Genomic DNA, 24387 nt, shown 5'->3' on the forward strand with positions numbered 1-24387 from the left:
GCTCGACGGGTGATTGTCGAGTTCGAGTCCCGGCTCTGGCAGTGGGACGCCCGCCAGGGCGACAGCTGGATCTTCGTCTCCCTGCCGGAGGACCGCTCCGAGGAGATCCGCGAACTGACCGCCGGCACCCGCCGCGGCTTCGGCTCCGTCCGCGTCCGCGCGCGGATCGGCGCCACGATCTGGACGACGTCGATCTTCCCGAGCGCCGACGGCCCGTACGTCCTGCCGATGAAGAAGCCGTCCGCAAGGCCCAGCGCCTCGAGGTCGACGACCTGGCCGCGGTCACCGTCGAGGTGCTGGACCTGTAGGCCCACCCGGGCGGTCGCGCGACGCCGGAGTCCCGGGCATCTCGGATCAGGCCGGGTCGGCGGCGCAGGTGCGGTTGCGGCCGTTGTGTTTGGCATCGTAGAGGGCGTGGTCGGCCCGCTCGACGAGGGTGTTGTAGTCGGTGTCGGAGGACGGGACGGCGGAGGCTACGCCGAGGCTGACGGTCACCAGGCCGGTTGGCGTTGCCGGGTGCTCGATCCTGCGCGCCACGATGCCGAGGCGGACGCGTTCGGCGTAGGACATCGCGCCGTGGGTGTCGGTCTCCGGCAGGATCGCGGCGAACTCCTCGCCGCCGTAGCGGCAGACCACGTCGGCGGAGCGGACGTCGCCGCCGAGGACCGATGCCACCTGCCGCAGGCATTCGTCGCCCCGCGGATGGCCCAGCGCGTCGTTGTAGCCCTTGAAGTGGTCCACATCGATCAGGACGACGGCCAGGGGGCACTTGGACCGGGTCGCGCGGCGCCACTCCTGCTCGAGCGCGGTGGCGAACCGCCGGCGGTTGAACAGGCCGGTCAAAGGGTCGGTGGTGCTGAGGATCTCGAGCCGGCGGTTCGCCTGCGCCAGGGCCTCGGTGCGGGCGGCGACCCGCTGCTCCAGGGCTTCGTACGCGAGTGCGTTGCCGATCGACACGACGAGCTGGCCGGCGAGCAGGCGCACCGTGTCGAGCCGCGCCCCGGTGAACCAGCCGGCGCTGCCGCGGTGGGCCAGGACGAGCACGGCGCGGGTCGTGCCCTGCGACAGCGGTGCCGCCAGGATCGAGCAGTGCGGGAGCCCGGCTACGAACGGGTCCTGGGCGAAGCGGCCGTCGCCGACCGCGTCGTGGATGAGCAGCGTCTCCCCGGTGCGCTCGGCGTAGCGGAACGCCGTGACCGGCAGCCGGCCCTGCCCGCCGGCCGCCTCGACACCCATCGGCTCGAGACCGTCCTCGCAGAACGGTACCGACCAGCTGCCGTCCTGGGCGTTGTACGTCACCACGAGCGCATCCGTGGCCCCGGTGAGACCGGTCAGCTGCTCCACGACCGCCGCGTGGAGGTCCGGCAGCCGCGTGACCCGGCTCATGAGCCTGGACGCGTCGAGGATGGCCAGCATGTCCACGACGTCATCGGCACTGTTGCGGGCGTTGCCACCGCGCGGGAACGCGTGGGCGGCGTCGAGCTGCGCCACCTTCGCGTCGGCGCCCCAGGACGCGTAGGCCGACCGTGCGTCCATCAGCGCCAGGCGAGCCAGCCGTCGCATGGCGGTGGCCTCGTAGAACGCGGCGGCGCGCTCACCGATGACGCCGTGCTGCCAGCGGCGCTGGACGGCCGAGACCGCCTCCAGCGCCAGATCGTAGGCGTTCATGGCGGCCGCCCGGTCCCCGGCCGCCCAGGCCCGCTCGGCGCTGAGCAGCCAGTGCAGGTGGGCGAAGTTCGCCGGAGCATCCTGCGCCCGGGCGCCCATCCAGTCGCGGCACCGGTCCAGCTCCGCGGCCGCGGCCGCGTCGTGCGGATCGCGCCGCAGCCGGGTGGCCATGGCCAGCCCGTGCAGCAGGTGGATCAGCGCGATGGGGTATCCGGGCACGAACTGCACCGACCGGGCCGCCGCGCCGGCGTGGCGCTCGAGCGCGTCATGGTCGCCGAAGACGGCCGCGGCGACCGCCCGGCACACGTGGTAGATGCTGATCACCGGTGCGTTGGCGGCGTGCGCGCCGAGAAAGGCCGCCTCGCTGAACTCCGCGTCGTCGAGTCCTCCGACCGCCGCCGTCTCGCCGCGCAGGGCCCGCAGCAGCTGCCGGTAGCCGGTCGCGAGGTCGGTGACGTGGTCGGTGCCGGTCCGGTCGGCCAGCGCAAGCGTCGCGGCGATCTCCTCGGCCAGCGCGGCGACGTTGCCGCCGGTGTCCAGGACCGCCGGCAGCAGCTCGTTGCCGGTGTTGCAGGCCATCTGCAGGTCACCGCTGCGCAGCAGGCCCTCGCGGGCCGTCTCGGCGTGCACGATGGTGTTCTCCAGCGGCTCCGCCCACGGCAGCAGGTGCAGGGCGTAACGGTGGCGCAGGACGGGGGTGTCGGTGTGGAACCCGCGGGCCTCGGCCACCGACAGGACGTGCCGGCCGACGATGTACCCGGTCCGGTAGTCGCCGAGCGCGGCCATGGTGATGAGGCCGGCGCAGCCGAGGTTGGCGGCCAGGCTGCCCGACGGGCCGTTGCCGACCCACATCTGCCAGCTCTCCAGCACCAGCCAGGCCACGACGGCGCGGTCGCCGCAGAAGAACGACGCCGGCAGGAGCCGGTTGCACAGCCGTTCGATCGCCACGTCGCCCGGGTCGGTCGAGGACGGCCGGGCGACGTCGGCCGCCACGTCCAGCGTCGCGGCCCAGGCGACCAGGGCGGGCAGCCGGGCCGCGATGTCGCCGGGTAGGTCGTCGGGGCGCGGCCGGCCGAGGCGGGCCAGCAGCGCCAGGCCGAGTGCCACGGCGCGCTGGTGCTCGCCGCGTTGGGTGAGGCTGCTGACCTGCAGGCTGGTGGCCGGCGCGAGCTCGATCGGGTCGGTGACGGCGGCCCGCAGGCGGCCGAACACGCCGTCGGCGTCGGCGAGCCGGCCCAGGGCGTAGAGCACGGCGTGCCACGAGGTCAGCAGCGCCGGGCCGGGCGGGACACCGTGCGGCCCGGCGCCGATGGTCACGGCCTGGCGCAGGTATCGCTCGGCCACGACATGGTTGCCGCTGCGGGCCGCCTGCCGGCCGGCGACCTGGTACAGCTGGCCGACCCGCCGCCGCTCCGCCGGGTCGGTGACCGGCGCGTCGGTCCCGGAGTACTGCTCGGCGGCCTCGATCTCGTACCCCGGCGCGGCGGCCAGGCGGCGGGCCAGCTCGAGCCGGAATCCCGGACGCGTGCCCGCACCGGTCGCCGCGCGGGCCGCCTCCTGGACCCGGTCGTGCCGGAACCGGACCCGCTCGCGGTCGCGCCCGGCGCTGGTGTCGAGGATCATCAACCCGTCCTCGAGCGCGGGCGTCAGCCGCAGCAGGACCGCCGGCGCGTCCAGACCGGTGGCGACGGCGAGGCCGGGGACGCTGACGTCGCCGCCGAGGGCCACGGCGGCATCCAGCATCTCCCGCGTCGGGCCGGGCAGCCGCGCGATCCGTTCGACGAGCAGGTCGATCACGTCGTCCTGGTCGAGATGCCGGCGGATCGCGCCCGCGTTCCAGCGCCAGCCTTCGTCCCCGAGCACCAGCACCGCATCACGGCGCAAAGCGTTGAGCAGCTCCAGCGTGTCGAACGGGTTGCCGGCGGTCCTGGCCGCCAGCGCGTCGGCCAGATCCCGGGCGGTCGGCGGCGCCAGCCGCAGCACCTGTTCGAGCAGCCCGGACAGCGCTTCGGTGGACAGGTTGGCCAGCCGGATCAGCGCGTCGACGTGCCCGTCGCGCTCCCACCGGGCCAGCAGCGGCGTCAACGGATGGGCCGCGTCGACCTCCCGGGCCCGGTACGCGCCGACGAGCAGCAGCCCCCGGACCTCCCGCGCGGTGAGCAACGAGTCGAGCAGGTCCAGGGTGACCGTATCCGCCCACTGCAGGTCGTCGAGCACCAGCACCATCGGGTGCTCCGGCGTGACGACGGCCGCCAGCATGTCCAGCACCGCCTGGCGCAGCCGCGCCGCCCGCTCGTCGGGAGGCAGGCCGTCGCCCGGACCGGCCGGGTTGTCGAGGCCGGGCAGCAGCAGTGCGAGTTCGGGTACGGCGTCGACGAGGACGGCCGCCCCCGACGCCAGCGCGGCGGCCAGGTCGGCCCGCAGCGTCGCGAGCTCCGCGTCCGGCCGGGCCAGCATGATGCGTGCGGTGGTGCGCAGCGCCTGGGTCACCGCGCCGGCCGCCGCGTCCGGGCGGAACTGGTCGCACTTGCCGGTGACGAACCACGCGCCGGCGGCGTTGCCGACCGGCCGGAGCTGGTCGATCAGGGTCGACTTGCCGACGCCCGGGGCTCCGGCCACGAAGACGCCGCTGGTCGATCCGGCCACCGCGCCGTCGAACGCCGCCCGTAGGGTCGCGAGCTCCGCATCGCGCCCGACCGGCCGGGACGGCGCGGACAGTCGCGGCGGAAAGTCCCAGCGCCCGACCGTGAAGTGCCGCTCCGGCGCGGCGCGGACGAGCTCGAGGTCGCGCACGACACCGTCCGCGCTCTGGTAGCGGTGCCCGGGGTCCTTCTCCAGCAGGCGCATCACGATGCCGTCCAGCGCCGGCGGGACGGCGTCCGCGACCCGGCTCAGCGGTTCCGGCGTGCGGACCAGGACGGCGCGCAGCATCTGCACCGGGTCGGCGTGGCGGAACGGCGGCTCCCCGGCGAACAGTTCGTAGATCACCGCGCCGAGGCCGTACAGGTCGGCGCGCTGGTCGACGACCAGGCCGGTCCGGCCGGTCCGCTCCGGGGGCATGTACGCCAGCGACGGCGTCAGCTCGGCCCCGTCGGCCCGGCCGGTGCGGTCCTCGGCGAAGGTGCCGGCCAGGTCGAAGTCGATGAGGACGGGCCGGGCGGCGGTTCCGGGGGATTCGGACACGAGGATGTTGTCCGGGCAGATGTCCTTGTGGATCACGCCGCGGGCGTGCACGGCCGCGACGGCCCGGGCCAGCCGGACGGCGAGCTCGACCGCCTCCGCGGCCGGGTACGAGCGGTCCCGCAGCACCTGCGACAGGGGACGGCCGCCGACGTCGTCGAGGACGAGCGCCCCGGCGCGGGTGTGCGACGCCAGGCGCACGACCCCGGTGACGCCCTTGAGCCGGTTGAGCATGCCCTGCTCATGGCCGAGCCGGACGGCGCAGCCGGGCCCGAGCGGCTCCTTGCAGATGACCGGCCCGGCCCCGGCCGGCAGCCAGATCCGCCGGACGCGGGTCGACTCGCTGCGGTACAGCTCCTCCTCGTGCACGTCGGCCCGCGCCACCTCGTGAGTGCTCAGTACGGTTCACCACCCTCACGTGACCACGCCGACGCCCGGCAGCCTCCGACCACTCGATCGGCAGTGCAGTCCAGCGCATGAGGCGATCGCGGCGGGGGTCAGCGGGCGCGGCGGAGCATGCCTTCGGCCAGTGGGGCGTCGTTGAGGGCGCCCGCCGCGATGCGGTCGCGGACGGTGCGGGTCACCAGGCCCGCGGCCAGGGACGGGAAGTGGCGGGCCATGGCCAGCTCGACGCGGCCGCGGGTGGTTGTGGCCACGTCGCGGGGCGCGCGGGTGGCGGTGGCGGCGTGGACGATGGCGGCCACGACGCCGGAGACCGGTTCGTAGCGGCTCACGCCGTCGAGGGAGAGGCCCGCGGTCGTGGTCGGGTCGTGGATGGGGGAGGCGACCATGCTCGGGTACACCACGCTCACACCGATGTGGGAGCCGACCTCCAGGCGCAGCGCGTCGGCGTAGGCGGTCAGGGCCCGTTTGCTGACACCGTACGCGGCGGCCAGCGGCAGGGGGAGCACGGCCATCCGGCTCGCGACGAACACGATCCGGCCGCGGGAGCGCTCCAGGTATGGGATCGCGGCGGCGGTCGTGCGCCAGGCCGCGAGGAGGTTGACCTCGAGCTGGCGGCGGACCTCGGCGCCCGGTGGGAGTTCGGCGGGGGCCGGGCCGCCGATGCCGGCGTTGTTGACCAGGAGGTCGAGGCCGCCGAGGAGGTCGGCGGCGGCGTCGACGGCCGGGGGTACCGCCGCGTCGTCGGTCAGATCGCACCGCAGGATCGGCGCCGGGGCGGTGGCGGCGGGGACCAGGTCCAGGCCGACCACGTGGGCGCCGAGGGCCAGGAAGCGGTCGGTCAGGGCGCGGCCGAACGTTCCGGACGCGCCGGTGAGCAGGATGCGGCGGCCGCGCAGGGTCAGTGCCACGTCACGTTCCCCTCTCGGGTTGCGGCGGCGGCTCGGCGCTGACCGGCTCGCAGCTCGGTGGCGGCTTCGGCGAGGTACCCGTCGAAGTCGATGCGCATCGCGGGCCGGCGATCGCCCCAGCGTTCGCGGGCCCGGCGGAGGTGGCGGTCGACGGCCGCGCGCTGGGTCGCGGGCGGGGGCAGGGCGTAGCGGCCGGACAGGAACGCGGCGACCAGCCGGGCCTGCGCCTCGACGATGGGGAGGGCGGCGCCGGTGGACTGCATGAGGCCGACGTAGAACAGGCCGGGCGTGTCGAGGGGGAACACCCGCTGGTACAGGGGGAGTGCCTCGGCGGGCGCGCCGAGCACCTCGACGCGGTAGCCGGTGCACCAGACGACCAGGTCGACGGCGTCGTGGCGGCCGTCGGTGAAGACGACCTCGCCGCCCTCGAAGCGGTCGATGCCGGGCCGCACGGCGATCTCACCGTGCGTGATCCGGGGCAGCAGAGCGTCGGACAGGGTCGGGTGGTCCTGCAGAAAACCATGCGTCGGTACCGGCAGCCCGTAGCGCTGCGGCGAGCCGACCGCGATGCGCAGGATCGCCTGGCTGATGCGCTGCCGCAGCCGCCACGGGAGCCGCTTGGCCAAGGCGCCGTTGAGGGTGTCGGACGGGCGGCCGAGGAGGTACTTCGGCACCACCCACACGCCGCGGCGCAGCGAGAGCAGTGTGCTCGCGGCCGCGTGGGAGGCGTCGACGGCGATGTCCATCGCGGAGTTGCCGCCCCCGACGACGAGGACGCGGCGGCCTTCGAGCTGCTCGGGGCCGCGGTAGTCATGGCTGTGCATGGTCGTGCCGGTGAACTCGCCCGGGTACATGGGCTCGGGGCGGCGCGGGACCGAGTTGTGGCCGGTGGCGACGACGACCGCGGGCGTGGTGAGTGCGGTGCCCTCGTCGGTGGTGACCGTCCAGCCGTCGGCGGCCGGCTCGACCTTCGTGACCCGGCGGCCGTGCTGGACGGCGCTCGCCAGGTCGTACTCCTTGGCGTAGTCGGCCAGGTACTGCGCGATGCGGGTGTGGTCCGGGTAGTCGGGCCAGGCCGGCGGCATCGGGAAGTCGGCGAACTCGGTGCGGGTGCGGCTGGTGTTGAGGTGCAGGGTCCGATACGCGGACGAGCCGGGGGCGTCGAGCACCCACAGGCCGCCCGGGCGGTCGCCGGCGTCCAGGCCCACGGCGGGGACGTGCCGGTCGCGCAGGGCCTTCAGGGTGGCCAGCCCGGCGGGGCCGGCGCCGATCACGACGACCGGTTTATCCAACACGTGATGGATAATGCGCCCGGCTCCGCGACACCGTCAAGCGGTCTCGTACATCCGGCGCAGCCATCGATGCGCGAACGCCCGCGCCTCGCGCTGCCGGTCGGCGTCCGGGCCCTCGTGCAGCACGTGGACGGCGTGCGCGTGCAGGGCCCAGATGAGGCTGCGCACGGCGGTGCGCGGGGCCGGCTCGTGCAGGACGCCGGCCGCGTCTGCCGCCGCGAGAATGTCGGCGACCTCGCCGTACAGCGGGGCCGAGTAGCGCTCGTCGAGACCCTCGTGGCCGGCCGGGTCGAGCCAGCGGCGCAGCCACAGGCCGGTGTTCTCCGGGTGCGCCTCCAGGAAGTCGACGAACGTGTCGACGAGGCGGTGCAGCACCGGCAGCACGGCGTCGGGCCCGCCGGGCAGGGCCAGGCGGGCGTCGATGAGCACCGGGGCCAGGGCGTCGCGCTCGGCCGCGAAGACCAGCCCGAAGCAGGCCTCGTAGAGCGCCGCCTTCCCGCCGGTGTGGTGGTGCACGGTGGCCACGTCGACCCCGGCCGCCTCGGCCACCTGCCGCAGGCTCACGGCCGCGAACCCGTGCCGGGCGAACAGTCCCACGGCCACCGCCAGGATCGACTCGCTGGTCGCGGCCCGCTCGTCCCGCCGGGGGCGGCCGGGGCCGCGGCGGGGGGTTTCCTGGTGCTCCATCGCCGTCTATTATCCATCAACCGTTGAATATTTTGGGAGCGGTATGGCCGACGTGCGTCTACCCCGGGCCGGGCTGGCCGCGTTCGCGACCGGATCGTTCGGCATGGGCGTCTGGGTCACGGTGCCGGGCCTGCTGCTGCTGTACTTCCTCACCGACATCCTCGCCGTGCCGCCCCTGCTCGCCGGGGCCACCCTGCTCATCCCGAAGATCGCCGACGTGGTGCTGCACCCGTGGGTCGGCACCGTCTCCGACGCCGATCTGGCCCGCCACGGCCGCCGGCGCCGGCTGCTGCTGGCCGGGTGCGCGCTCGTCGTCGCGTTCGTGGCCCTGTTCACGGTACCGGCCGGGCTGACCGGGCCCGCGGCGGCCGGCTGGGTCGCGGTCGCGTTCGTCGCCGGCAACCTGCTGTTCGCCGCGTACCAGGTGCCGTACCTGTCCACGCCGGCCGACCTCGCGATCGGCTACCACGAGCGGACCCGGCTGATGGGCTTCCGCATGGTGGTGCTGACGATCGGCATCCTGGCCAGCGGCCTGGCCGCGCCGCTGCTGGCCCGCGACGCCGGCTACGGGACCATGGCGATGGCGCTCGGCGGCCTGATGCTCGCCGCGATGCTGGTCGGCGTGGCCGGCGTCGGCCGCCTCGCGCGGGCCGCCCCGCTGGACCGGCCCCGCTCCGGGCACAGCCTGCTGATCGCGCTGCGGGACCGGCAGTTCCGCCGGCTTGTCGGTGCCTACCTAACCATGTCGACCACCTCGCACCTGGTCCTCGCGGCCGTGCCCTACTACACCAAGTACGAGCTCGGCCGGCCGAGCCTCACGACCGTCCTCGTCGCCGCGTTCCTGGCCCCGGCGCTGATCGCCACGCCGGTGTGGGTGCGGGTGGCCCGGCGCTACGGCAAGCAGCGCGGCCTGCTGGTCGCCCAGGCCGCGTTCGTCGCCGGCTGCCTCGTCCTCGCCGCCGGCTCCGCGGCCGGCCGGCCGGTCCTGATCGCCGCCGTCGCCGTCCTCGGGGTCGCGTTCGCCGCCCTGCAGCTGCTGCCGTTCTCGATGCTGCCCGACGTCGTCGCGGCGTCGGGGCGGCCGGAGAGCGCCGGCGGCTACACCGGGGTGTGGACGGCGGCCGACTCGCTCGGCGGGGCGCTCGGCCCGTACGTCTACTCGGCCTGCCTGGCCGCCGGCGGCTTCGTCGCGAGCACCGGAGACGAGGTCACCGTGCAGCCGGACTCGGCGGTCATCTGGATCCGGCTCGGCTTCGGGGCCGTACCGGCGGCGCTCATGCTGGTGGCGGTGTTCGCGCAGCGCGCCTACACCCTCGACGGGCGGGTCGCGCTCAGCGCTCCGCCGCGGTGATGACCTCGGCCGCGACCAGCTCCGGCTCGGTGAACATGACCAGGTGCCCGGACGCCTCGGCGGGCACGAGCCGGCCGTTGGGCAGCGACTCGGCGGCGCGGCGGTGGGCGTCGAGGACGGCCTCGCGGACCGCCCTGTCGTACTTCGCCGGGGCCGTGCCGGAGATCACCGTGACCGGCAGGTCGCCCAGCTGCGGCGGCTCGTCGCGCAGCTGGCGCAGGTCGTCGAGGAAGCACTCGAGCTCGGCCGCCATCGTGCGGGCGGCCCGGACCGTGAAGTCCTCGGCCCGGTGCTCGGCGGCGACGTCGGCCGGCTGGACCATGCCGGGGCGGCTGCCGAGTCGGTACAGGCCGGTCCGGGCCATGGCCGGGGCCAGGCGCTTCGTCACGGCGAAGCGGCGGCGGGCGGACCGGGCGAAGTACCGGTCACAGCGCTCGTCGGTCGGGTCGACCAGGACGAGGCCCTTGATCCGGCCCGGCTCGGCGGCCGCGGCGGCCCGCGCGAGGGGCGCGCCCCAACTGTGCCCGACCAGCACGTACGGGCCGTCGCCGAGGTCGCGCAGCAGCGCGTCGAGGTCGGAGGCCATCCGGCCGAGGGTGAGCGGCTCGGGGTCGTCGTCGCTGCGGCCGGTCCCGGCCCGGTCGTAGACGACGGCCCGGGTGCGCTCGGCGACGAGCGGCTGGACCAGGCCCCACACGGAGCGGGACAGGCCCATCCCGGAGACGAAGACGACCGTGGTCTCACCGGCCCCGGCGCTCATGTAGTGCAGCCGCCGGCCGTCGCCGGTCCCCGCCCAGCCGCTGACCCCGTATGAGTGCTCCACTGGCGGGCCCTTCCCTCGTCCGCTTGGGAAGGTCAGCCTAACCAAACAGTCCCCGGGCCGGTGGACCGGCCCGGGGACTGGGATCGCTGCGGCTGGGTTTTAGACCAGGTCGTAGCGGTCGTTGTTCATGACCTTCGTCCACGCCGCCGCGAAGTCCCGAACGAACCGGTCCTGGCCGTCGGCGGAGGCGTAGACCTCGGCGATCGCCCGCAGCTGCGAGTGGGCGCCGAAGACCAGGTCGACGGCGGTCGCGGTCCACGTGACCGAGCCGTCGGCGGCCTTGCCCTCGTAGACGTTCTCGTCTGTCTTCGACGCCGACCACTCCGTGCCCGCGCGGAGCAGGTTGACGAAGAAGTCGTTGCTCAGTGTGCCCGGCTTGTCGGTGAGGACGCCGTGCGCGGTGCCGCCGTAGTTGATGTTCAGCGTGCGCAGGCCGCCGAGCAGCACCGTCATCTCCGGGGCGGAGAGGTTGAGCAGGTAGGCCCGGTCGACCAGGAGCACCTCGGCCGGCAGCTTGTCGCCGGAGCGCGTGTAGTTGCGGAAGCCGTCCGCGCGCGGCTCCAGGAACCGGAACGAGTCGACGTCCGTCTGCTCCTGCGTCGCGTCGGTGCGGCCCGGCGCGAACGACACGGTCACGTCGACGCCGGCCGCCTTCGCCGCCTGCTCGACCGCCGCGGTGCCGCCGAGCACGATGAGGTCGGCGAGCGAGACGGTCTTGCCCCCGGCGCTGAAGTCCTTCTGGATCTGCTCGAGGACGGGCAGTACCACCGCGAGACTGGCCGGGTCGTTGACCTCCCAGTCCTTCTGCGGCGCCAGGCGCAGGCGGGCACCGTTGGCCCCGCCGCGCTTGTCGGTGCCGCGGTAGCTGGCCGCCGCCGCCCACGCGGTCGCGATCAGCTGGGTGCCGGACAGGCCCGAGTCGAGGAGCTTCGCCTTGAGGGCGGCGACGTCCGACTCGTCGATCAGCTCGCCGTCGACGGCCGGGACCGGGTCCTGCCACAGCTGCTGCTCGGGGATCCACGGCCCGCGGTAGCGCGAGACGGGTCCCAGGTCGCGGTGCAGGAGCTTGAACCAGGCCTTCGCGAACGCGGCCTCGAGCTCCTCGGGGTGCTCGTGCCAGCGCTTGGTGATCGGCCCGTAGATCGGGTCGAAGCGCAGCGCGAGGTCCGACGTCAGCATCACCGGCGCGTGGCGCTTCGACGGGTCGTGCGCATCGGGCACCGTGTCGGCCCCGGCGCCGTCCTTCGGCTTCCACTGCTTGGCGCCGGCCGGGCTCTCGGTGAGCTCCCAGTCGTAGCCGTAGAGGTTGTCGAGGAACCCGTTGTCCCACGTGGTCGGCGCGTTGGTCCACGCACCTTCGAGGCCGGAGGTGATCGTGTCGGCACCCTTGCCGGTGCCGGCCTGGTTCTTCCAGCCGAGGCCGAGCTGCTCGATCGGCGCGCCCTCCGGCTCCGGCCCGAGGTTGTCGGCGGAGTGGGCCCCGTGCGCCTTGCCGACGGTGTGCCCGCCGATGATCAGCGCCGCGGTCTCCTCGTCGTTCATCGCCATGCGGCCGAACGTGTCGCGGATGTCACGGGCCGACGCGAGCGCGTCCGGCACGCCGGCCGGGCCCTCCGGGTTGACGTAGATCAGGCCCATCTGCACCGCGCCGAGCGGCTCGGCCAGGTCCCGCTCGCCGCTGTAGCGCTCGTCGCCGAGCCAGGTGTCCTCGGGACCCCAGAAGATCTCCTCCGGCTCCCAGATGTCCGGGCGGCCGAACGCGAAGCCGAAGGTCTTGAAGCCCATCGTCTCGTAGGCGACGTTGCCGGCGAAGACCAGCAGGTCGGCCCAGGAGACGCTCTGCCCGTACTTCTGCTTGATCGGCCACAGCAGCCGGCGGGCCTTGTCCAGGCTCGCGTTGTCGGGCCAGCTGTTGAGCGGGGCGAAGCGCTGCGCGCCGCTGCCACCGCCTCCGCGGCCGTCGTAGGTGCGGTAGGTGCCGGCCGCGTGCCAGCTCATGCGGATGAACAGCGGGCCGTAGTGGCCGTAGTCGGCGGGCCACCACTCCTGCGAGTCGGTCATCAGCGCGGCGAGGTCGCGGCGCAGGGCCTCGACGTCGAGCTGCTTGAGTGCCTCGTGGTAGGCGAAGTCCACACCCAGCGGGTTGGACCGGGGCGAGTGCCGGTGCAGTACCGAGAGGTCCAGCTGATTGGGCCACCAGTCCCGGTTGGTGTGCGGCCGCCCGTCGGTCTTGGCGGTCGGCGCGGGGATGGCGGGGTTTTCGCTTTCGCTGGTGCTCGCGGTCGCGTCCTTGTGGTCAGACACGTCGGTCCTTCTTCCTAATCATCTCCGGTCGCACCCGAGTCTTGTCCCTTTTCTGGAACAGATCAAGTCTGACGCGCGACCGGTTGCGGTGCGTCACCCTCGGCGGGCGGCTCGGACGCGGGATATCAGGGGCTTTGTGCCTGCTGTCGGCATTGTCGGGACTATCCATCGTACCGATGCGATGTGAGCCCGGTCACGCTTCCGGCATACGCCGGAGTGCCACCGGTCATCGGCCGAGCCGCCGCCCATCGGTGCGGTGATCGACACCGGTCGCTGGTGGTGGTCTGATGGAGGTCGTGAGTGACTGGAACACGAAGATCATCGAGGAGTTCCGCGCCAACGGTGGGCAGGTGGGCGGGCCGTTCGCGGGCGGCACGCTGCTGCTCATCCACCACCACGGCGCCCGCACCGGCACCGAGCGGGTCAATCCCGTCGCCTACCTGCCCGACGGGGACCGCATGGTGATCGTCGCCTCGGCCGGTGGCGCCGACAAGAACCCGGACTGGTACCACAATCTCAAAGCCAACCCCGACACGACCGCCGAGGTCGGCACCGAACACGTCGACGTCCACGCCGAGGAGGTCCTGGGCGACGACTACGCGGCCACCTGGGAGCGCCTGGTCGCCAGGATGCCCGGCTTCGCCGACTACAAGACGAAGACCGCCCGCCGGATCCCGCTCATCGCCCTGACCCGCCGCTGATTCAGGCCGTGCCGGCGGCGGCCGTGACCTGGGCCAGGCGCTGCGTCCAGGCCTGGGTGAACACGTCCGCCGCCGGCACCTCGCCCCGCACCGACGCCGTGTAGCGCACGACCAGCACGGCGTTGCTCGACGACAGCACGGCCACCGCGGTGTCGCCGGCCGCCGGCTGGGCCGCGGGGTACGTCTGGTGGCGCCGCACCACGAACCCCGTCCAGCCGTGGTGCGCGGCGTCCGTGACCTCGACCGTCTCCGTGTACGGGGCCGGCTGCTCGCCGGTGTCGGTCGCCGGGGCGACCACGGACACGGACGGCCGGCAGGCGTCGGCGGCGGCCCGGGCCCCGTCGCGGAACCGCACGGCCGCCTCGTCGTCGGCGAACACCAGCGCGTACTGCGTCAGGAACTGCGGCGGTGCCCCGCCCGGCGGCGCGAAGTCCTTCGACGCGGCCACCACGGCGACCTCCGCCCCGCTGATCGGCGGCCCCGGCACGTCCCCACCCGCGCACAGCGCCGGCAGACGCTTGCCGTCCACCGGCAGCGCGATCGCCGACCAGCCGTCGCCGAGCCGCGCCGGCGCGATCAGCCGGGCCTGCAGCTGCGCCAGCCCGAACCCGCCCGCGGCGACCGGCGCGGGAGCGGCGCACGCGGTCGCGAGCAGCGGAAGCGATAGCAGCCAGTAGCGAAGCGGCGTCGACATGCGGCGATCGTCGCAGCCCGCCGTTGTCTTTTCGTAAAACCACCCCGTGCGCAAAATTTTTACAAAACCCTCTTGATGTCGATGGACGTGATTGTTAGCTTTCCTTAGGGATCGACATAGGTCGTTGAGCGGACCCGGGCGCTCCCGCCATTGGGCGTGCGGGTCCGCGTTGCCTGACCAACCCCCTCAGGAGGCGTATTCACGTGCGTCCACATCCAACGAAGCGTGCCCTGGCGGCCGCGGCGGCGCTGGCCGTCGCGGTCGCGGCTGTGCAGGTCAGCGCGGTCGCCCCGGCGAACGCGGCGGTCGCTGATCCGGCCGCAACCGTCAACACGCTCATCGGGTCCGCCAACTCCGGTGAGACGTTCCCGGGGGCCGATGCGCCCTACGGCATGGTCCAGTGGAGCCCGGAGAACACCCGCGGCGATCAGACCCGCACGCCGCAGCCCGGCGGCTACGACTACAACGTCACGCGGATCCGCGGGTTCAGCCTGACCCACATGTCCGGGACCGGCTGCGCCGGCGGGTCCGGGGACGTGCCGTTCCTGCCCTATCCGGGCGCGGTGAGCTCGTCGCCGTCGGCCGACAGTACCGATGCGACGTTCGCCAGTAACTTCCAGCACGCGAACGAGTCCGGCACGGCCGGGTACTACCGCGTCGGCCTGGACTCCGGCGTCAACGTCGAGCTGTCCGCGACCGCGCGCACCGGTGCCGCCCGGCTCACGTATCCGACCGGGAAGGCCGCGTCCCTGCTGGTGCGCACCTCCAACTCGGAGGTCGGCAGCAGCGCGGCCACGACCACAGTGGACAGTGCGAACCGGGTCATCAGCGGTTCGGTGACGAGCGGCAACTTCTGCGGGTACATCAACACCGAGGACCGGCGCAGCTACTACACGCTGTACTTCTACGCCGCCTTCGACAAACCGTTCGCGAGCACCGGCACCTGGACCGACGGCACCCTGGCGGCCGGCTCCACCAGCTCCAGCGGCGGCACCACCTACGGCACCGCCGGCTGGCCGCCGGCCGGGAAGGGCTCCGGCGCCTACGTCAGCTTCGACACCAGCTCCGGCCCGGCGGTCGGGGTGCGGGTCGGCATCTCCTACGTCAGCGCGGCCAACGCCAAGGCCAACCTGGACGCCGAGAACCCGGCCGGGACGTCGTTCGACACCGTGCGGACGCGGGCCCACGACGCCTGGAACGCCGAGCTGAACCGGGTCGCCATCACCGGCGGGACGGCCGCGCAGCAGAGCACGTTCTACACGGCGCTGTACCACTCCCTGCTGCACCCGAACGTCTTCAGCGACGTCAACGGGCAGTACCGCGGCATGGACCAGGCCGTGCACACCGTGTCCGGGGCGCAGAAGGCGCAGTACGCGAACTTCTCCGGCTGGGACGTGTACCGCGACCAGCTCCAGCTCGTCACCCTGCTCAGACCCGACGTCGGCGCGGACATCGCGCAGTCGCTGTACAACCAGGCCAACCAGAACGGCGGCGTCTGGGACCGCTGGACCCACAACCAGGGCGGCACCCACGTCATGACCGGCGACCCGGCCCACGCGGCGGTGCCGAGCATCTACGCGTTCGGCGGCACCACGTTCGACGCGGCCGGTGCGCTCACGTCGATGGTGCACGCGGCGACGACCGTGACGGCCGCGGACCTGAGCCGGACCGGCTGGAACGTGATGGTGGTCGGCGAGCGGCCGTCCCTCGACAAGTACCTGTCCATCGGCTACGTCCCGTCCGACGGCAACGCCTGGGGCGGTGCGGGGGAGACCCTCGAGGACGTCTCCGCCGACTTCGGCATCAGCCAGCTCGCCGGGCGCCTCGGCGACACCGGCAACGCGACGCAGTTCCTGAACCGGGCGCAGAACTGGAAGAACGTGTTCAACCCGGCCAACGGCTACATCCAGGAGCGCAATTCGGCCGGGGTCTGGCAGTCGTTCGACCCGGCGAGCTCCAACGGGTTCGCCGAGGGCAGCAGCGCGCAGTACACCTGGATGGTTCCCTTCAACGTGAACGGCCTGTTCGCGAAGATGGGCGGCAGCGCCGCCGCGGCCTCCCGGCTCGACACGTTCTTCCACAACAGCGACGGCAGCTGGGCACTGTCCAAGGCCGGCGGAGCCAAGTCGGATCTCGCGAATGAGCCTTCCATCGGTACTCCCTGGCTGTACAACTTCGCCGGCCAGCCGTACAAGACGCAGCAGACGGTGCGGCAGGTCGTCAACACGCTGTGGTCGAACGGCCCCGGCGGTATCCCGGGGCAGGACGACCTCGGCGCGATGTCGGCGTGGTACGTCTTCGCCGCGATCGGCCTCTACCCCCTGGCGCCGGGCCGGGGCGAGCTCCTGCTGAGCAGCCCGCTGTTCAGCCAGGTCGTCATCAGCCGCGGCAACGGCGCCACCATCACGATCAACGGCTCGGGGGCGGCGACGAACTCGCCGTACATCCAGAGCGCTCGTCTGAACGGCGCCACGACCACCAAGTCGTGGCTGCCGGAGAGCATCCTCAGCGCGGGCGGCACCGTCGAGCTCACGCTCGGCTCGACGGCCAGCACGACGTGGGGCAGCGCCACTGCCGACCTCCCGCCGTCCTGGGACACCGCCCCGCCGACGTCGGCGAACCTGGCCCTCAACAAGCCCGCGACCGCCGACTCGTCCTGCAACACCAACGAGTCCCCGGCCAAGGCCGTCAACGGCAGCGTCTCCGGCGGCACCAGCGACAAGTGGTGCTCGACCAGCACCGGCAAGTGGTGGCGCGTCGACCTGGGCGGCAACGCCACGCTCAGGTCGGTCACGATCCGCCACGCCGGCGCGGGCGGCGAGTCGACGTCGTGGAACACCCGCGACTACGACGTGCAGTCCTCGACCGACGGCACGACGTGGACCACGATCGTCCAGGCCCGCGGCAACACGGCCAGCGTGACCACCCACACCGTCAACACCACGGCCCGCTACCTCCGCCTGAACGTCATCGCCGCCGAACAGTCCGGCACCGGCGGCGCGGCCCGGATCTACGAGTTCGAGGCCTACAGCTGAGTCGCGGTCAGCCCAGCAGGTCGCGGCGGACGGGGGCGTAGCTGAAGTCGTCCCCGTCCGCCGTGAGCGCGAACGCCGTGTACGTCCCCCGGGGCCCCGCCGCGGAGCCGGGGGCCCCGACCGGCGCGTCGCGGACCACGTGGACCCAGGCGTCGTCGACGAGGCGGACACAGGCGATCCCGTGCGCCCGCGCGTATTGCAGCGCGCCGCTCTGGAATCCGGAGGCGGCCACGACCACGCCCTTGTGCGCGCCGGTCGCGGCCAGCTTCGCGTGCAGGACCTGGACGTGCTCGCGCTTCACCGGGGTCGCGTGCCGCTTGCACTCGAACAGCACCAGGAAGTCCAGCCCGGCCACCCGGAACCGGGCCGTCACGTCGATGACGTAGGTGCCGTCGAGCCCGTCGACGGCGTCCAGGTGCCGCACCTGCCAGCCCGAGACCTCCGGGCCGATCGTCTCGGCGATCCGGGCGACGGCCCGCTCGTACTCCGCCGGGGTCAGCGCCGCGGCGGGCCAGTGGTCGGCGGCATCCATCGCCGGGAGTATAAGGTGACGCAGATGCGACCGGCGCTGCTCGCCGCGGTCCGCCAGCGGACCGCGCAGACGCTCGACACCGGTGACCCGGAGCCCGTCCTGGAGCCCGACGCGACCGCCGAGGCCGAGGCCCTGATCGAGCTCGGGCCGATCGACCTGGAGCTGCGCCACACCGTCGGCTGGTTCTACTGGGTCCGCCACGAGCGCAGTCCCGACGAGGACGACTACCGCTCGGCGATGGCCGCGCTGATCCCGGTGTACCGCGCCGACCCGGGCGCGGTCCCGGCCGGGGCGCGGGCCGTCCTGGACCGCGGGAACGACCCGGCCGAGTGGAACGACGCCGGCTGCGAGCGGATGGCCGAGTTCGAGGACACCGGCGACCTGGACACGCTGCGGACGGCCGCGGCCATGTTCCGCCAGAGCGCCGACCTGGTGCCGGAGGGGCACGAGCGGTACACCATGGTCCTGGAGAACCTGTACACGGCGACCGCGAAGCTCGCCGTGGGCACCGGCGAGCTCGACCCAGCGCGGGAGGCGGTCCGCGTCGGCCGGCTCCTGCTGGCGAGCACCCCGGACGGCTACGGCGACATCGCGGCCGACGTCGCCCGGCGCCTGCTGACCGTGTACGAGTACACCGGCGATCCGGCCGCGCTGCGGGACGCGGCGCAGACGGCCTGGGACGGGGTCGAGCGGACGCGCGAGGACGACGAGGGGGACGCGGACGAACTGGCCGCGAGCCTGTCCGACTTCAGCACCTGCGCGCAGATGCTGTTCTCCGCGACCGGCGAGGAGACGGCCCTGGCCGAGGCGATCGGCGCGGCCCGGCTCGCGGTCGAGACCATCAGCGCGGAGCATCCCGGCTGGGCGGTGTGCCGGTCCAACCTCTCCCAGACGCTGCGGATCGCCTACGCCCACACCGGGGACACGGACCTCCTCGACGAGGCGGTCGAGTTCGCCCGGGCCGGCGACAACCCCGCGGCGCTGGCGGCCGTCCTGCAGAGCGCCTACGAGCACCGTGGCGACGTCGAGCTGCTCCACGAGGCGGTGGCCGCGGGCCGCGCCGCAGGCGGGTCCGCCCTGGTGCAGGCCAACCTCGGCGTGTCGCTGCGGGAGCTCTACGAGCGGACCGGCGACACCGGCCTGCTGCGGGAGGCGGTCGCCGCACACCGGGCGGCGGTCGCCGCGACGGCACCGGAGCACGCCAAGCGCGCGAGCCGGATGACGAACCTGGGCAACACGCTGCGCGTGCTGTTCCAGCGCACCGGCGACCGGGCGGCCCTGGCCGAGGCGCTGACGGCACTGGAGGAAGCGGGCTCGGCGGAGAACCTGGCCATCGCCTACCTCGCCGCGGACCGGCTCGAGGACGCGGCGTCGGCCGCCCGCGCCGCCCTCGCCGGGGCCCCGCCCGGCCACCCGTTGCACGCCCGGTTCCAGGGCAACCTCGGCGCGATCCTGCACCAGGCGGGCGACGTGCCCGGCGCGCTCACCGCGGCCCGGGCCGCCGTGGCCGCGGTCGCGCCCGATCACGCGGAGCGGCCCGGCCACCTGGTCCACCTCGGCAGTGTCCTGATCAGCGGATTCGAGCAATCCGGCGACCCGGCCGCGCTCGCGGAGGCCCGGGAGGTGCTCGAGGAGTCCGCCGCCCTGGCGGTCGCGACCGTCACCGACCGGATCGCGGCGCTGCGCCGGCGGGCCCGGGCCGACCTGCACGCCGGCCACCCGGACGCCGCCCTGGCCGCGATGGAGACCGTTGTCGCGTTGCTGCCGCAGGTCGCGCCGGCCGAGCTGTACCGGGCCGACCGCGCGCACCGGCTCGGCGCGGAGGCCGGCGTCGGGTCCGCGGCCGCCGCGGCCGCCCTCGCCGCCGGCCGCCCCGACCGGGCCGCGGACCTCCTCGAACGGGCCCGCGGGGTGCTGCTGGCCGAGAGCATCACGGCCCGCTCCGGCCCGGTGGACCACCTCGGCGCCGGACCGCTGGTCTTCGTCACCACCACCCCGGCCCGCTGCGACGCGCTCATCCTCACCGGTGACGGGCCGCCACAGCCGGTACCGTTGCCGGCTCTGCACCACACCGAGGCGCACGAGCGGGCGGCCGTGTTCCTCCACGCCCGCCGCCACGGCGACGAGCCCGAAATCCTCGCGGTGCTGACCTGGCTGTGGGACGCCGTCGCCGAGCCGGTCCTGGCCGCGCTCGGCCTCGACGCCGCACCGGCCGCCGGGGAGCCGTGGCCGCGGCTGTGGTGGTGCCCGGCCGGTGTCCTGGCGTTCCTGCCCCTGCACGCCGCCGGCCACCACGACCGGCCCGGCCGCAGCGTCCTGGACCGGGCCGTCTCCTCCTACACGCCGACCGCCCGCGCCCTCGCCTTCGCCCGCCGCCCGGCCCCGCCCGCGCCGGGACCGCGGCCGTCGCTCGTCGTCGCCCTGCCGGAGACCCCGGACGCGGCGCCGCTGCCGGGCGTCGCCTACGAGTCGCGCCGAGTCGCCAAACTGCTGCATCCGGCATCGGTACTGCACGCAGCCGCCGCCACCCGCGAATCCGTCCTGGCCGCCCTGCCGGCCCACCCGGTCGTGCACTTCGCCTGCCACGGCATCAGCGACTGGAACGCGCCCGAAACCAGCCGCCTCCTGCTGCACGACCACGCCACCGCCCCGCTCACCGTGGCCGCCCTCGCCGAGCTCGACCTGCCGGCCGCCGAGCTGGCGTACCTGTCGGCCTGCCGCACCGGCGAGACCCACCCGAACCTGACCGACGAGGCCGTGCACATCACCGGCGCGTTCCAGCTCGCCGGCTTCCGCAGCGTGATCGGCACCCTGTGGTCGGTGCCGGACGAACCCGCGAGCCGGATCGCGATCGACGTGTACACCCACCTGACCGCCGGCGGCACCCGCCCACCGGCCACCGCGCAGTCGGCCCTGGCGCTGCACCACGCGGTCCGCCGCCGCCGGGAGGAGGAGCCGACGTCCCCGTCCCGCTGGGCCGCCCACGTCCACACCGGCGCCTGACGTACCGTGGCCAGGATGGACGACCCGATGGAGCGGCTGCGGGCGTGGCACGACGCGGCCGTCGCGAGCGGCATCACCCTGCCCAACGCGGTGAGCCTGGCCACCGCCGACGCCACCGGCCACCCGTCGTGCCGCACGGTCCTCATCCAGCACCTGCGCCCCGACGGCCTGATCTTCGGCACCCACACCGTCAGCCGCAAGGGCCGCGACCTGGCCGCCCGCCCCTACGCCCAGGTCACGTACTTCTGGCGGGAGACCCTCCAGCAGATCCACCTCGCCGGCCGGGTCCATCAACTGCCCGCCGCCGAGTCCGACGCCCTCTTCGCCGAGCGGGCCCCGCTCGCCCGCGCCATGGCCGCCGCCTCCCACCAGAGCGACCCCCTGCTGGACGAGCCCGCCCTGCGCGCCCGCGCGGCCGAACTCGGCGCCGACGGCCCCGCCACCCGCCCGCCGTTCTGGTCCGGCTACCGCCTCGAACCCGAGTCAGCCGAGTTCTGGCAGGACCGCCCCGACCGCCTGCACGACCGCCTCCGCTACGACCGCACCCCCACCGGCTGGACCACGACACGCCTGCAGCCCTGACCATGATGTTCATACTGGGGTAGCCTGTTCGGTATGACGACCTTCCGGTTCACCGTCTCGCTGCCCGAGGACGTCGCCGGGCCGCTGCGGGATCTGCCGCCCGGGCAGGTGTCGGCCTACGTGGCGGACGCGCTGCGGCGCCGCCAGCTGGTCGAGCGGATGCAGGACACGCTGAGCAGAGCCGGCCATCGGCGGTTCACCGCCGACCCGGCGAAGGCCGCCGCGCTGCGTGAGGAGCTGCAGGTGTCCACCGATGTGCGCGACGAGGCCCTCGCCCGTCTGCGGGCCGAAGGGGTGCTGCCGGGCGAATGGCAGCCCCGGCGGTGATCGTCGAAGCGGTCCTCGACAGCGGTGCGCTGATGGCCTACGTGCGCGGCGTCGACCGGGTCGGCGAGCTGTTGTTCCGGGCCGCGGAGGACAACTTCGCGGTCGCCGTCCCCAGCACCTGTTTCATCGAGGCGTATGCGGGGCTGCACTCCGACGATGAGCGCGACATGCTGCGCCCCCTGCGGCTCCTGCCGGTTGTCCTGGTCGATGAGCCGCATACCGACGTGAACGGGCCGGACGATCTCCCCATCATCGGTGGGATGGCGGCGCGGGCGGGACGTTCCGGAGCCGGGCACGCGGCACTCGTGGCGGCCAGTCATTCGGCCGCCGTCTACACCGCGCTCCCGCAGCAGATCGAGGCCGTGCTCGGCAAGCGGTGGTCGATCGTCGAGGTCTGAGCCGGTCATCCGGCGGGGTTTGGCGGCGACGAGGGTGGGACGGGATGATGGCGGCATGGTCGACGCCTCGGATGTGTTGCCCTCCGGCGACGTGCTGGCGTTGCTCGACGCGGACCCGCAGGGGTGGGCGTTCGCCCGTGCGGTGCGGGTGGGCGGGGAGATCGTGGACTTCCGGCTCGAGTACCTCAACGACGCCGGGGCCCGGTATCTCGGGCGGGCGCGGGGTGAGCTGGTCGGGCGGACCTACCGCGAGCTGTGGCCCGAGACCGTCAACGACGACACGCTGCCGCTGTATCGCGGCGTGGTGGTGACCCGGGAGGCCGTCACCCGGACCGTCTACTACGACCGGCCCTCCGTGTCCGGGCACTTCGAGCTGTGGGTCGGGCCCAGCGGCGACGGGTTCGCGGCCCGCTTCGTCGACCTGCGGACCGTCACGCTCGGGCCGCAGTCGACCGGCGGGACCCGGCTCTACGAGGTCCTCGACGCCGCCTTCGACGGGTTCACGCTGCTGCGGGCCGTGCGCGACGCGGACGGGGTGGTGCGGGACTTCGTGTGCGAGTACGTCAACGCGCCCGGGGCCGCGCTCACCGGGCGCGACGTCGAGGAGACCATCGGGCGGCGGTGGAGTGAGCTGGCGGCACCGGGCGGGGCGGCCCACGGCCTGCTCGAACGGTGGAAGGACGTTGCCGAGACCGGGCGGCCGTGGCGGGAGCAGCTCCGCTACGAGCACATCGGGCAGGTGTGGGAGATCGGGGCCGCGCCCGCCGGAGCGGACGCCGTCGCCGTGTCGTTCCGCGACGTCAGCGCGTTCGTCGGGCAGCAGGAGCGGCTGGAGCAGGCGGTGGCCGCGGCGCGGCGGGCGGCCGGGCGCAACGCGGCCCTGCAGGCGGTGACGTCGGCGCTGGTGGCCGCCAGCACGACGGCCGACGTCTACGCGGCGATCGGGGCCGTCCTGCGACCCTCCGCCGGCGGGCAGGGCCTCGCCGTGCTGCTGCGCCGGGACGACGAGCTCGTGCTGCGATACCACGCCGGCTATGAACCCCTGGTGGTCGAGCGGCTTCAGGCTGTACCACTGCGGCATTTGTATCCGGCCACGACCGTGGCGCGCACCGGGCGGCCACGGTTCTTGAGCACGTTGCGGGAGTTCGTCGCGGCGCAGGCCGGCGACCCGGCGCCGATGCCGAGCGGCGGGCGGCAGGCGTGGGCGTTCCTGCCCCTGGCCGCCGGTGGGGACGTCCTGGGGACGTTGGTGATCGGCTACGGTACCCCGCACGAGTTCGACGACGACGAACGCGCGAACCTCGCCGTCTTCGCGGGCGTGTGCGCGCAGGCGATGCAGCGGGCCCTGCTGTTCGAGGCGAAGCTGTCCATCGCCGGTGAGCTCCAGCGGGCCCTCCTGCCGGCCGACCTGCCGCAGGTCAACGGGCTGCGCCACGCCGCGCGCTACCTGCCGTGGACGCACGGCGCCGACGTCGGCGGCGACTGGTACGACGTCATCCCCCTCGGCGAGGACGTGGTCGCGGTCGTCATCGGCGACGTCGTCGGCCACAACGCCACCGCGGCCGCCGTGATGGGGCAGGTGCGCAACGCGCTGCGGGCCTACGCGGCCGAGCGGCACAGCCCGTCGGTCGTCATGCAGCGGGTCAACCGGCTCCTGCTCGACCTGCAGCCCGACGCCGTCGCCACCTGCTGCTATCTGGAGCTGCACCTGGCCGAGGGCACCGCGACCGCGGTCCTGGCCGGGCACCCGCCGCCCGTCATGCGCGCCGGCACCACCGCCGACACCCTCGTCCTGCGGGCCGGCCCGCCGCTCGGCGTCGCCGCCGAGATCGCCTACAGCGAGACCACGTTCCTCGTCCCCGGCGGGGCCAACCTGCTGCTCTACACCGACGGCCTCGTCGAGGACCGCCGCTACCACCTCGACGACGGCCTCGCCGACCTGCGCAAAGCCGTGCAGGCGGCCCCGTCCGCGGACCCGCGGGACATGCTCGAATACGTGCTCACCGCCGGCGTCGGCCCCCAACCCCGCACCGACGACGTCGCGGTCGTCTGCCTCGCTGTTGATGCTTCGGCGGTACTGCCGGAAAGCCCGACCGCACAGCGACGATTCCGCGGCGACGCCGTCAGTGCCTCCGCGGCCCGCCGGTTCGCCGCCGACGTCCTCGGCGCCTGGGGTGAGCACCGCCTCGCCGACGACACCCTGCTGCTGCTCGACGAGGTCATCACCAACGCCATCCAGCACACCGTCGGCGCCGTCGTCGTGCGCCTGGAGCTGCGCCCCGCCCGCCTGCGCGTCACCGTCGCCGACCGCAGCGAACGCCTGCCCAACCCGCGCCGCGCCGGCGCCGACAGCGAGAACGGTCGCGGCCTGCTGATCGTCGCCTCCGTCGCGGCCGCCTGGGGCACCGAAGCGATCCCGGCCGGCGGCAAGGAGGTCTGGTTCGAGGTCGCGCGGACCCCCTGACCGGGACTACGATTCCGCTGCGTAGGCAATCGA

General features: G+C 73.9%; 16 protein-coding genes and 1 pseudogene. 9 read left to right on the plus strand and 8 right to left on the minus strand.

All coding sequences use genetic code 11. The annotated features are described in order from the left end of the window. Positions 1-9 precede the first annotated feature (9 nt). Positions 10-180, plus strand: a pseudogene (locus ACIA8L_RS08255) (DUF1905 domain-containing protein); the annotation flags it as partial. Between the two features lie 174 nt (positions 181-354). Here the strand turns inward: ACIA8L_RS08255 and ACIA8L_RS08260 are convergent. The 4 genes from ACIA8L_RS08260 to ACIA8L_RS08275 all read right to left on the minus strand — a co-directional run bounded on the left by ACIA8L_RS08260 (position 355) and on the right by ACIA8L_RS08275 (position 8140). Next, on the minus strand, positions 355-5232 hold the full coding sequence (locus tag ACIA8L_RS08260) for a diguanylate cyclase (RefSeq protein WP_395901867.1): 4878 nt from the start codon (positions 5230-5232) through the stop codon (positions 355-357). A gap of 113 nt (positions 5233-5345) precedes the next feature. Continuing rightward, positions 5346-6161, minus strand: coding sequence for an SDR family NAD(P)-dependent oxidoreductase (locus ACIA8L_RS08265; protein ID WP_395901869.1), 816 nt, complete (start codon positions 6159-6161; stop codon positions 5346-5348). After that, positions 6152-7456: a flavin-containing monooxygenase gene (locus ACIA8L_RS08270; protein WP_395901871.1), complete on the minus strand. Its 1305-nt coding sequence runs from the start codon at positions 7454-7456 to the stop codon at positions 6152-6154. Before ACIA8L_RS08270 ends, ACIA8L_RS08265 begins: the two co-directional genes overlap by 10 nt. Positions 7457-7489: 33 nt before the next feature. Then, positions 7490-8140 carry a TetR/AcrR family transcriptional regulator gene (locus ACIA8L_RS08275; RefSeq protein WP_395901873.1) on the minus strand — a complete coding sequence of 217 codons (651 nt, stop codon included), beginning with the start codon at positions 8138-8140 and terminating at the stop codon, positions 7490-7492. 43 nt (positions 8141-8183) lie between these two features. On the opposite strand from ACIA8L_RS08275, the gene ACIA8L_RS08280 reads away from it, so the two are divergent. Continuing rightward, positions 8184-9491, plus strand: a complete 1308-nt coding sequence (locus ACIA8L_RS08280) for an MFS transporter (protein ID WP_395901875.1) — start codon at positions 8184-8186, stop codon at positions 9489-9491. Here ACIA8L_RS08280 and ACIA8L_RS08285 read toward each other — a convergent pair. Together ACIA8L_RS08285 and katG are read right to left on the minus strand one after the other, a co-directional pair. Further along, positions 9472-10314 carry an alpha/beta fold hydrolase gene (locus tag ACIA8L_RS08285; protein ID WP_395901877.1) on the minus strand — a complete coding sequence of 281 codons (843 nt, stop codon included), beginning with the start codon at positions 10312-10314 and terminating at the stop codon, positions 9472-9474. The two genes, ACIA8L_RS08280 and ACIA8L_RS08285, sit on opposite strands and share 20 nt — an antisense overlap. 99 nt (positions 10315-10413) lie before the next feature. Further along, the gene (gene katG, locus ACIA8L_RS08290) at positions 10414-12618 is read right to left on the minus strand and encodes a catalase/peroxidase HPI (protein ID WP_395901879.1); all 2205 of its coding nucleotides are present in this window, start codon (positions 12616-12618) and stop codon (positions 10414-10416) included. 296 nt (positions 12619-12914) lie between these two features. Here katG and ACIA8L_RS08295 point away from each other — a divergent pair, with 296 nt between their 5' ends. Continuing rightward, a complete protein-coding gene (locus ACIA8L_RS08295; protein ID WP_395904145.1) occupies positions 12915-13319 on the plus strand; it encodes a nitroreductase family deazaflavin-dependent oxidoreductase in 405 nt (134 codons plus the stop codon). 1 nt (position 13320) lies between these two features. On the opposite strand, the gene ACIA8L_RS08300 is transcribed toward ACIA8L_RS08295, so the two are convergent. After that, positions 13321-14013, minus strand: a complete 693-nt coding sequence (locus ACIA8L_RS08300; RefSeq protein ID WP_395901881.1) for a hypothetical protein — start codon at positions 14011-14013, stop codon at positions 13321-13323. Positions 14014-14216: 203 nt separating this feature from the next. On the opposite strand from ACIA8L_RS08300, the gene ACIA8L_RS08305 reads away from it, so the two are divergent. Then, positions 14217-17048 carry a GH92 family glycosyl hydrolase gene (locus ACIA8L_RS08305; protein ID WP_395901883.1) on the plus strand — a complete coding sequence of 944 codons (2832 nt, stop codon included), beginning with the start codon at positions 14217-14219 and terminating at the stop codon, positions 17046-17048. 7 nt (positions 17049-17055) lie between these two features. Here ACIA8L_RS08305 and ACIA8L_RS08310 read toward each other — a convergent pair whose 3' ends face one another. Next, a complete protein-coding gene (locus ACIA8L_RS08310; protein ID WP_395901885.1) occupies positions 17056-17580 on the minus strand; it encodes a restriction endonuclease in 525 nt (174 codons plus the stop codon). Between the two features lie 24 nt (positions 17581-17604). On the opposite strand from ACIA8L_RS08310, the gene ACIA8L_RS08315 reads away from it, so the two are divergent. The 5 genes from ACIA8L_RS08315 to ACIA8L_RS08335 are packed head-to-tail and all read left to right on the plus strand — an operon-like array spanning position 17605 to position 24354. After that, the gene (locus tag ACIA8L_RS08315; RefSeq protein WP_395901887.1) at positions 17605-20583 is read left to right on the plus strand and encodes a CHAT domain-containing protein; all 2979 of its coding nucleotides are present in this window, start codon (positions 17605-17607) and stop codon (positions 20581-20583) included. Positions 20584-20598: 15 nt separating this feature from the next. Further along, entirely contained in the window at positions 20599-21165 is a 567-nt protein-coding gene (gene pdxH / locus ACIA8L_RS08320; protein WP_395901889.1) for a pyridoxamine 5'-phosphate oxidase, read from the plus strand. Positions 21166-21198: 33 nt separating this feature from the next. Then, entirely contained in the window at positions 21199-21492 is a 294-nt protein-coding gene (locus tag ACIA8L_RS08325; protein ID WP_395901891.1) for a hypothetical protein, read from the plus strand. Further along, on the plus strand, positions 21474-21890 hold the full coding sequence (locus ACIA8L_RS08330; RefSeq protein WP_395901893.1) for a hypothetical protein: 417 nt from the start codon (positions 21474-21476) through the stop codon (positions 21888-21890). The genes ACIA8L_RS08325 and ACIA8L_RS08330 overlap by 19 nt, the downstream gene beginning before the upstream one ends. A gap of 55 nt (positions 21891-21945) precedes the next feature. After that, a complete protein-coding gene (locus ACIA8L_RS08335; protein ID WP_395901895.1) occupies positions 21946-24354 on the plus strand; it encodes a SpoIIE family protein phosphatase in 2409 nt (802 codons plus the stop codon). Positions 24355-24387: the final 33 nt, after the last annotated feature.

Origin of the sequence: Dactylosporangium sp. NPDC051541, assembly GCF_044454505.1 — a bacterium.
Classification (GTDB): Bacteria; Actinomycetota; Actinomycetes; order Mycobacteriales; family Micromonosporaceae; genus Dactylosporangium.

Bases quoted from the DNA above. Each gene is read 5' to 3' on its own strand.
- ACIA8L_RS08275 (WP_395901873.1), bottom strand. From the start codon at position 8,140: ATGGAGCACCAGGAAACCCCCCGCCGCGGCCCCGGCCGCCCCCGGCGG.
- ACIA8L_RS08280 (WP_395901875.1), top strand. From the start codon at position 8,184: ATGGCCGACGTGCGTCTACCCCGGGCCGGGCTGGCCGCGTTCGCGACC.
- ACIA8L_RS08300 (WP_395901881.1), bottom strand. From the start codon at position 14,013: ATGTCGACGCCGCTTCGCTACTGGCTGCTATCGCTTCCGCTGCTCGCG.
- ACIA8L_RS08310 (WP_395901885.1), bottom strand. From the start codon at position 17,580: ATGGATGCCGCCGACCACTGGCCCGCCGCGGCGCTGACCCCGGCGGAG.
- ACIA8L_RS08315 (WP_395901887.1), top strand. From the start codon at position 17,605: ATGCGACCGGCGCTGCTCGCCGCGGTCCGCCAGCGGACCGCGCAGACG.
- pdxH (WP_395901889.1), top strand. From the start codon at position 20,599: ATGGACGACCCGATGGAGCGGCTGCGGGCGTGGCACGACGCGGCCGTC.
- ACIA8L_RS08325 (WP_395901891.1), top strand. From the start codon at position 21,199: ATGACGACCTTCCGGTTCACCGTCTCGCTGCCCGAGGACGTCGCCGGG.
- ACIA8L_RS08330 (WP_395901893.1), top strand. From the start codon at position 21,474: ATGGCAGCCCCGGCGGTGATCGTCGAAGCGGTCCTCGACAGCGGTGCG.
- ACIA8L_RS08335 (WP_395901895.1), top strand. From the start codon at position 21,946: ATGGTCGACGCCTCGGATGTGTTGCCCTCCGGCGACGTGCTGGCGTTG.